The organism is Prolinoborus fasciculus, assembly GCF_056724605.1.
The window spans coordinates 1-7,632 of sequence record NZ_JBWZQN010000094.1; the positions used below are offsets into that span (position 1 = coordinate 1).

General features: G+C 35.3%; 10 protein-coding genes and 1 pseudogene. 8 read left to right on the forward strand and 3 right to left on the reverse strand.

Annotated features, from left to right (window positions below; all coding sequences use genetic code 11):
* The 5 genes and pseudogenes from AC1P5O_RS15710 to AC1P5O_RS15730 all read left to right on the forward strand — a co-directional run.
* Nucleotides 1–709 (forward strand): 2OG-Fe dioxygenase family protein (locus AC1P5O_RS15710; RefSeq protein WP_499006358.1); only part of this gene is annotated, 709 nt, incomplete at its 5' end.
* Entirely contained in the window at nt 706–1,599 is an 894-nt protein-coding gene (locus tag AC1P5O_RS15715) for a LysO family transporter (RefSeq protein WP_004282254.1), read from the forward strand. The genes AC1P5O_RS15710 and AC1P5O_RS15715, both read left to right, overlap by 4 nt.
* Before the next feature lie 262 nt (nt 1,600–1,861).
* A pseudogene (locus AC1P5O_RS15720) lies at nt 1,862–2,610 on the forward strand (IS5 family transposase).
* A 566-nt stretch (nt 2,611–3,176) separates the two neighbouring features.
* Complete coding sequence (repM, locus tag AC1P5O_RS15725; RefSeq protein WP_004282261.1) at nt 3,177–4,160, forward strand: replication initiation protein RepM; 984 nt, start codon at nt 3,177–3,179, stop codon at nt 4,158–4,160.
* A complete protein-coding gene (locus tag AC1P5O_RS15730) occupies nt 4,157–4,453 on the forward strand; it encodes a hypothetical protein (protein ID WP_004282260.1) in 297 nt (98 codons plus the stop codon). The genes repM and AC1P5O_RS15730 overlap by 4 nt, the downstream gene beginning before the upstream one ends.
* Here AC1P5O_RS15730 and AC1P5O_RS15735 read toward each other — a convergent pair.
* Complete coding sequence (locus AC1P5O_RS15735) at nt 4,450–4,731, reverse strand: DUF8583 domain-containing protein (RefSeq protein ID WP_005254311.1); 282 nt, start codon at nt 4,729–4,731, stop codon at nt 4,450–4,452. The genes AC1P5O_RS15730 and AC1P5O_RS15735 overlap by 4 nt on opposite strands.
* 186 nt (nt 4,732–4,917) lie before the next feature.
* On the opposite strand from AC1P5O_RS15735, the gene mobQ reads away from it, so the two are divergent.
* Together mobQ and AC1P5O_RS15745 are read left to right on the forward strand one after the other, a co-directional pair.
* Nucleotides 4,918–5,889 (forward strand): MobQ family relaxase, encoded by a 972-nt coding sequence (gene mobQ, locus AC1P5O_RS15740; RefSeq protein ID WP_004809023.1) that lies wholly within the window; start codon nt 4,918–4,920, stop codon nt 5,887–5,889.
* Complete coding sequence (locus AC1P5O_RS15745) at nt 5,886–6,383, forward strand: hypothetical protein (protein ID WP_004282258.1); 498 nt, start codon at nt 5,886–5,888, stop codon at nt 6,381–6,383. Before mobQ ends, AC1P5O_RS15745 begins: the two co-directional genes overlap by 4 nt.
* 143 nt (nt 6,384–6,526) lie before the next feature.
* On the opposite strand, the gene AC1P5O_RS15750 is transcribed toward AC1P5O_RS15745, so the two are convergent.
* A complete protein-coding gene (locus tag AC1P5O_RS15750; RefSeq protein WP_004282257.1) occupies nt 6,527–6,808 on the reverse strand; it encodes a type II toxin-antitoxin system RelE/ParE family toxin in 282 nt (93 codons plus the stop codon).
* Complete coding sequence (locus tag AC1P5O_RS15755) at nt 6,801–7,091, reverse strand: type II toxin-antitoxin system RelB/DinJ family antitoxin (protein WP_004282256.1); 291 nt, start codon at nt 7,089–7,091, stop codon at nt 6,801–6,803. The genes AC1P5O_RS15750 and AC1P5O_RS15755 overlap by 8 nt, the downstream gene beginning before the upstream one ends.
* 280 nt (nt 7,092–7,371) lie before the next feature.
* Here AC1P5O_RS15755 and AC1P5O_RS15760 point away from each other — a divergent pair.
* Nucleotides 7,372–7,632 (forward strand): hypothetical protein (locus AC1P5O_RS15760; RefSeq protein ID WP_499006360.1); only part of this gene is annotated, 261 nt, incomplete at its 3' end.

Below are 7,632 nucleotides of genomic sequence, written 5' to 3' on the forward strand. Positions count from 1 at the left end.
TGACATTAACTCAAAATTAACTATTTTCAATGAATTTAGAGAGTTAGAAAAAGATCCCTTTTCACCATCAAACACTCAACGCTTTAGAAGGTATGGAAATGCTCTAATTCTTCCATGGGAAAAGCAAAAAAATCCAATTTGGTTACCGACTACAATAACTGATGATGGAAGAGAACTATCTGGATATGATCAAGGTAATAATAATCCAGAGCATGGCTCTATCAGATATTTTAATGCTTTAAGTGACGATGTTAAAAGCTCTAAATATTTGAATTCAATAATTATTGAAGACTATAACTTAACATTTGGGTTAAATGACTATTATTTACCAATTTATGTTGGAATACACTTTGTTAAATTAACTTCAACTTGTGACCAAAGTTTAGGCATTAGTTCTCCTGATTGTTTCCATCAAGATGGAGAACCTTTTACCTTTGCTCATCTTCTTTATAGAAGCAATAATATTGTAGGCGGTGAAAATTATATAGCCCATCCAAATGAAAGAAATAAGCGTCTAGATGATGTAAACAATGAAAATATTTACAGTCAATTCACATTAAAAAATATTTCTGATAGTTTTGCTGTTCACGATTCTTCGGTATGTCATTATGTATCACCAATTAAAAAAATTAATAATGATCAAGTAGATTTACTTGGTGAGCGTTGGATGATTTTAATTGACTACTCTTTAACGAAACAAAAAATATGATAAATAACCTTATATTTTCTTTATTGCCTATTCTCTTATCTTTAATACTTGGATGGGGAATTGGGCGAGTAATAAATTCAAATACTAGAGATAATTTAGTAAGTTATATAACATTCTTAGTCTGGTTACTTCTAATTTCAATAGGTTTCCAATTTGGTAGTATTCTTTTTGATAAAGAACTAGGAACTACAGTAATTGTCGGATCATTTATTTATTCAACAATTATTACTTTTATTACTTTTATTTTACTTTTTAAAAAAGTAAAAAATACAAGTAAAAATAAGAAATCTATATCTGAAATTTTTAAACCTATCAAAGAGTGTGTGATTGCTATATCAATGGTTATTATTGGTATGGTTTTGTATCTTGTATTGCCGAGTAATTGGGAGAGTGAGGCTGTAAGTAGTATTCTTCTTTATATCTTGATATTTTTGGTAGGTGTGGATTTATCAACAATTAAAATTCAAGCTTTGACCATTAATCATTTTCAAGTACCACTAATTACAATTTTTTCACTATTCATTGCTGCATATTTAACAACATTCATTATAGATAAATCATTTTTTGAACTTTTAGTTTTAGGAAGCGGATTTGGCTGGTTTTCTCTTTCAGGTCCACTCATAGGAAAAACATTAGGTGCTGAATATGGAACTTTTGCCTTATTAACTGATTTAATTAGAGAGTTTTATGCAATAGGTTTGCTATATCTTCTTGGACGAAATTATCCTAATCCTATAATTGGTATTTGTGGAGCTACAGCAATGGATTCTACACTTCCATTTATAAAAAATAATTGTTCGCAATTGGACGTGCAAATAGCAATTTTTAGCGGTTTTATTTTGACAATACTAGCACCCTTTTTTATTATATTTTTTAGTGTTTTTATTTAAAATATTATTTTAGGCAGTGATTTACTTAACTTGATTATTAAATTTTTCTAAAATCAACATAATACACGTTATACGAAATGTGTTATATTTCTTGTGAAATTTCAACGCTATAGTTTCAATTTTATAGCCCGAGCATCCCAGTTCGGGCTTTTTTATGCTTTTTCACGTTCCACGGCTAATCTTTGATCAATATTCCACGTTTTTAATTAGAGCCTGTCATCAATTAGCTTGAGAAAATCTAACCTGTCCTCATTATTTTTTCATGACTAAACGCTATGCATTAAGAGATGATCAGTGGGAGCAGATTAAGGATCTGTTACCTGGACGAGCGAGTACTGTTGGAGTAACTGCCAAAGATAACAGGCTATTTGTTGAAGCAGTATTGTATCGGTATCGTTCAGGTATTCCATGGCGAGACTTACCCGAACGCTTTGGGGATTTTAGAGTTGTGCACACTCGCTTTAGCCGTTGGGCTAAAGCAGGCGTATGGCAGAAAGTTTTTGAAGTGCTATCACATGAAAGTGATAATGAATATGCCATGCTAGACTCAACCATTGTGCGTGCTCATCAACACAGCGCCGGAAAAAAAAAGAACAGGCAATCGGACGCAGTAAAGGTGGTTTAAGTACCAAAATTCATGCCCGTACTGATGCTTTAGGCAACCCAACAGGATTTTATCTCACTGCCGGGCAGACTCATGACTTAAATGGTGCTGATGTGCTGCTGGACTTATCGTTAAGTCAGACTTGGCTCATGGATAAAGCCTATAATTCTAAGGATCGGGTGATTGATCCAATCCATAAGATCAAGGGTCAGATCGTGATGCCATCCAAAAGTAACGCGATTGATCAGCGTGATTATGACCAACATCTTTATAAAGCAAGACATCTGATCGAGAACTTCTTCGCCAAGCTCAAGCAGTATCGAGGTATTGCTACGCGCTATGATAAATTGGCTCAAAACTTCCTGTCAGCAATCTACCTTGCTTCAATCATGATATGGCTTAATTGATGACACGCCCTAGTTCAGCTAAATAAAATTATTTGCTCCCAACTGTAATAACCAAGCGAGTGCCTACGAGCGATTGAGCAACATAAAAATTTCGCCCCGTCTTTTTCCTGATTACAAAGCCTCCTTTTGCAGCCAAACGAGATTAACCGAGCAAAGCGACTGTATAGCTTTTGCTTGATGATCGAGCGTGAGCGAGTAAAAAATCTCTATGAGCGAAGCGAATCCATTTTTGCTTTTAGATTTCACAAACAGAATTAACCAAAAACTGCCCCTCGAAGCGAGGAACGAGCTTCAATAGAGTACGAGCTTTAGCGAGTATCTAGGGCAGTTTTAAGCACTTCCCCTCTTTTTAATAATTTTATAATTTTATAATTTTAGACCTCTTATTTTAATTAAATATCAATAGTTTGTGCGCCTATATCTATACGTTTATGCAGTCTTATCTATACGTTTATGCAGTCTTATCTATACGTTTATGCAGTCTTATCTATACGTTTATGCAGTATTGCTATACATATTTAATCAATGTAATATAATTACAACTAAAAACAATGTATGTATAAAAAATGGCAAATGATTTAGTCGTTAAAAATAATGCTTTGATTGATGCAAGTTATACATTAAGTCTTATAGAGCAACGCTTAATAGGGTTGGCTTTGGTTAAAGCCAATAATCAGCACCAAGAAATAACAAGTGATACTGTGTTGACAATACATGCAGGGGAGTATGCGGAACAATTTAAGGTAGATAGCTCAGTTGCTTACCGAGCATTAAAGGAAGCATCAGAACGCTTATTCTTACGCTATTTTTCTTATACGTTATATGGCTTAGAGTTTGGTAAAGAATACACGCTTAAACCGCCAAAAAAACTAAGAGATTGTGATATACCCACAACAATGAAATCGAGATGGGTACAAAAAATTGGTTATACCGAATCAGAAGGCTTATTACATTTTCAACTTACCAGCGATGTTGTTTTATTAGTTGCCAATTCAAAAGAATATTTTACAAGTTACTACCTTTCTCAGACTACAGAATTTACTAGTACCTACGCCACTCGGTTGTTTGAGTTATTAATGAAGTGGAAAAATGTAGGACATATTCCGCTTATTCCAATAGAGCAGTTACGAGGACAGTTAGGTGTAGAACCCAAGCAATATAAAATAATTTCTAACTTTAAGTTACGAGTATTAGATGTTGCTGTGGAACAAGTGAATCAACATTCAGACTATACGATTAAATATAAACAACATAAGCAAGGGCGGACGATTATTGGTTTTTCATTCACATTGAAGCCTAAAGTAGATAAAACCTCAAAAAAAATAATATCCAAGCAAAATCGCAATAGCCCCGATTTTTTCATAAAATTGAGCGACCCACAACGTCATTTATTTGCAAATAAAATGTCAGAAATGCCTGAAATGGGGAAATATTCACAAGGTACAGAAAGCTACCAACAATTTGCTATTCGTATCGCTGATATGCTTTTAGAGCCTGAAAAATTCAGAGAGCTTTATCCAATATTAGAAAAATCAGGATTTCAGCCATGATTAAATTAAATAACCTATCAACCGATCTAAAACATGTGACCGTTGAATACCTCGACATCGTAAATTATGAAATTGCGAGAGAAAATATATGCGGTTATATCTTCCTATTATCCCGAATATCCAAAGATGCCGAACCAACCGAAAAAATACAGATGGAAAGCAAAATACAGAACTTAATTTACTATCGGGATAATTTACAAATCGAGGACAAGGACAATATTCAAAAGGTTTTAAATACGCTCATTCCAGAGTATCAAGCCGAACAAAAAAACCAAATAGCTAAGAAAAATTAGGCTTCAATATCGGGCAAATCAAAAAGCTGTCGATCTCTATTTTCTGTTAAATATTCGTTGAGTTCAGCCAATATTTTTTCTTTATTGGCTTCATTCTGCATTTTTTTAATCAAATAAGAACCGAGCAGAATTTTACGCCGAGTATCATCTTTTCGTTGCTGTTCCTTTTGCTTGGTACGTTCTCTTGCTTCGATAGCTTGTTTCTGTGCTTTTAACTGTTTCAGCTTCTCTAACTGGGCTTCAATTTTCTTTTCAATATTTTCAGCAGATTTAGTCATAACGGTTAATTTCGGAATATAGAAAACCACTCAAGCATAAGACCCTATGAATTGAAATTCAAGCGGGTAATATGCTATCGTTTTTTTCATGAAATGCGCACTTACGACTTGGATTTCATCCAAGTCTCCATTAGCGTAAGGGGATTCCCCTTAACCCCAAAAGCAAAAGCACCCCAAGGTGACTGCATGGCAATTTATCATTGTTCCACTAAAACGGTTAACCGAAGTTCGGGACGAACTGCGGTTGCATCATCTGCATATCGTGCAGGGGAAAAATTAGAAGATGAACGCACAGGACTGACCCATGACTTTACGAGAAAAGATGGTGTCGCCCATTCTGAAATTCTGTCTAATTTAGATATTGAAATTGACCGTGCTGAGCTTTGGAACTTGGCAGAAAAAACCGAAAACCGCAAAGATGCCCGAACCGCTAGAGAATGGGTCATTGCCCTACCTGATGAATTAGACGCTGATCAACGTAAGGACTTGGCAAAAGAATTTGCCAGGTCCTTAGTTGATCGCTATGACGTGATCGCAGATTTAGCCATCCATGAACCCAGCAAAGGCGGTAATGATAAAAACCACCACGCCCATATCATGCTCACCACCCGAAAGGCAGAACTGGACACAGATAATAAACTCACCCTGACCACCAAAACCGATATTGAACTCAGCAACGCCAAACGAAAAAGCCTTGGTATGGGTACAACCCAAGAAGATATTAAGCAAATTCGAGAAACATGGGCAGACTTAGCCAACAAGGCATTGGAACGTGCAGGCTACCGAGAAAAAATAGACCACCGCAGCTATGCCGATCAAAATAATGGACTACAAGCAACCATCCACGAAGGCAGCAAAGTCACCCAATTACGCAGACAAGGCATAGACACTGAAATCAGCCGTTTCAATGACAATGTGAAACAGCAGAACACCCAACAACTTGAGCAACAGAAACAGCAGAAAGAGAGCGTTTTACAGCGTGGTTTAAACCGTGTCGATCAAGGTTTTGAGCAATGGCAGAAAAACCAAGAAAACAAACGCCTAGAACTGGAACGCCAAGCGGAAATGAAGCGACAACAAGAACTAGACAAACAACGAGCCGAGCAAGCAAATCGTAAGGCATCACGAAATTTAGATAATGATGGATGGTCACGATGAGTAACCAAAATGATTTAGACGACCAACTCTATATTTTATTGGCATCTATGAAGGAATACAGAGAAGCCATAGCAGATGATAACAAGCGATTAGAGACGTTCTACAATGAAGTAGCTAGCGGAGTACTCAATAAGGCTGAAAAGTCGCTAGAAATCGCAAATAAGAAGCATACAGGCGCATTGAATAACAGTATTCAGGCATTAAACGAAGCCACAAACAGACTGAACTCAAAATTTATCATCATTTTTGCTAGTGCATTTGTCGCCTTAGTGATGGTATTCATTTTGGCAATATTCTTATACGTGCCAAGCAAAGATGAAATTGATGAACGTAGAGCTGATATGGCTGTACTTAAAAAATATCCGCTACAAATTCGAGAAAGTGATGGCGAAACGCTAGTCAGAATTATGACTAAGAAATGCTATTCATTTGAGCCAAATAACGTCAAAAATAAAACTTATGATTGGTGTCGCATTGACCCTAAAAAATACTAGATGATCGGTACTTTGCTTGGTTTTTCTCATTACTGATCAGATTACAGCAAGCGCAAAGTTGCCCGACTTTGAAACATGGCTAAAGCCATATTTCAAAGCATCGAGCCAAGATAGATGAAATGCCTAAGCACATAAATTTTTCACTATTTATTTCTGCGCTTTCCAAACAATTCCGAGTGGCTACCAATTCGTACCAATTGCAAATAATCTTCTTGCTTGGCATAGATCAATACTAAATCAGGTTTAATGTGGCAGTCCCTAAAGCCTTCCCACTCACCAGTAAGACCATGATCACAATATTTTTCAGGCAAAACTATATCGCTACAAAGGCAATGTAGAACTTCTGCCCATGCAGGTGTAATTAGCTCTAAAAATTGCTTTTTAATATCTCTCTTAAATTGGCTTTCAGCTAATATCTTACGCATTGGCTAATTCTTGCATCGCTTTCATAAATTCTTCAGGTGTTTCATAAGCATCTGAAAAATCAGTTCTATTTTTTGCTTCAGTCAATGCTTTTCTTGTGACACTATTCGGCACATTCTCTGTCTCTGCATAATCAAAAGACAAGGGAATTTTATTGGTCTCAGCAACTTGTGTTAAAAACAATTTAAAGGCTTGTGATGCGCTCAGTCCATAACGCTCAAACACTGGAAATGCCCGATCACGCAAATCTTGCTCAAGTCGCAGATTAAAATTTGTTGTCGCCATATCATCACCTATGTTTTACAAAACATGTACTATCGTAAACCTAATGTACGCTAATAGTCTAAAAAATCACTCAAATTATTGTAAGAATTAGTTCCAATATCTGAATTTTGTATAACAGCCATTATGTTAAATGGGAGGGTATTTCATTGAGAATTCACAAAAATTTACCACTTATTAAACCTAAGAGTATGATTATTAATTATAAATAATTTACTTTTTCATAAAAATTAAATATTTTTTGGGCAGTATTACAATATTAAGTTATATAGTAAGGTTTCCTATGCTGAATCAAAATTTAAGAAAAGAATATCCAAACGAAAATCATCAATTTAATTTAAATCAAGAAGTTGATGTTTCAAAATTACAAGAAGACTTTCAACAGAATGGTTATATAAAATATAAGGCTTCAGAAGTTGACATTAACTCAAAATTAACTATTTTCAATGAATTTAGAGAGTTAGAAAAAGATCCCTTTTCACCATCAAACACTCAACGCTTTAGAAGGTATGGAAATGCTCTAATTCTTCCATGGGAAAAGCAA

What these genes read in the sequence shown, in the direction of transcription:
- AC1P5O_RS15715 (WP_004282254.1), top strand. Translation starts at nt 706, where the DNA reads ATGATAAATAACCTTATATTTTCTTTATTGCCTATTCTCTTATCTTTA.
- repM (WP_004282261.1), top strand. Translation starts at nt 3,177, where the DNA reads ATGGCAAATGATTTAGTCGTTAAAAATAATGCTTTGATTGATGCAAGT.
- AC1P5O_RS15730 (WP_004282260.1), top strand. Translation starts at nt 4,157, where the DNA reads ATGATTAAATTAAATAACCTATCAACCGATCTAAAACATGTGACCGTT.
- AC1P5O_RS15735 (WP_005254311.1), bottom strand. Translation starts at nt 4,731, where the DNA reads ATGACTAAATCTGCTGAAAATATTGAAAAGAAAATTGAAGCCCAGTTA.
- mobQ (WP_004809023.1), top strand. Translation starts at nt 4,918, where the DNA reads ATGGCAATTTATCATTGTTCCACTAAAACGGTTAACCGAAGTTCGGGA.
- AC1P5O_RS15745 (WP_004282258.1), top strand. Translation starts at nt 5,886, where the DNA reads ATGAGTAACCAAAATGATTTAGACGACCAACTCTATATTTTATTGGCA.
- AC1P5O_RS15750 (WP_004282257.1), bottom strand. Translation starts at nt 6,808, where the DNA reads ATGCGTAAGATATTAGCTGAAAGCCAATTTAAGAGAGATATTAAAAAG.
- AC1P5O_RS15755 (WP_004282256.1), bottom strand. Translation starts at nt 7,091, where the DNA reads ATGGCGACAACAAATTTTAATCTGCGACTTGAGCAAGATTTGCGTGAT.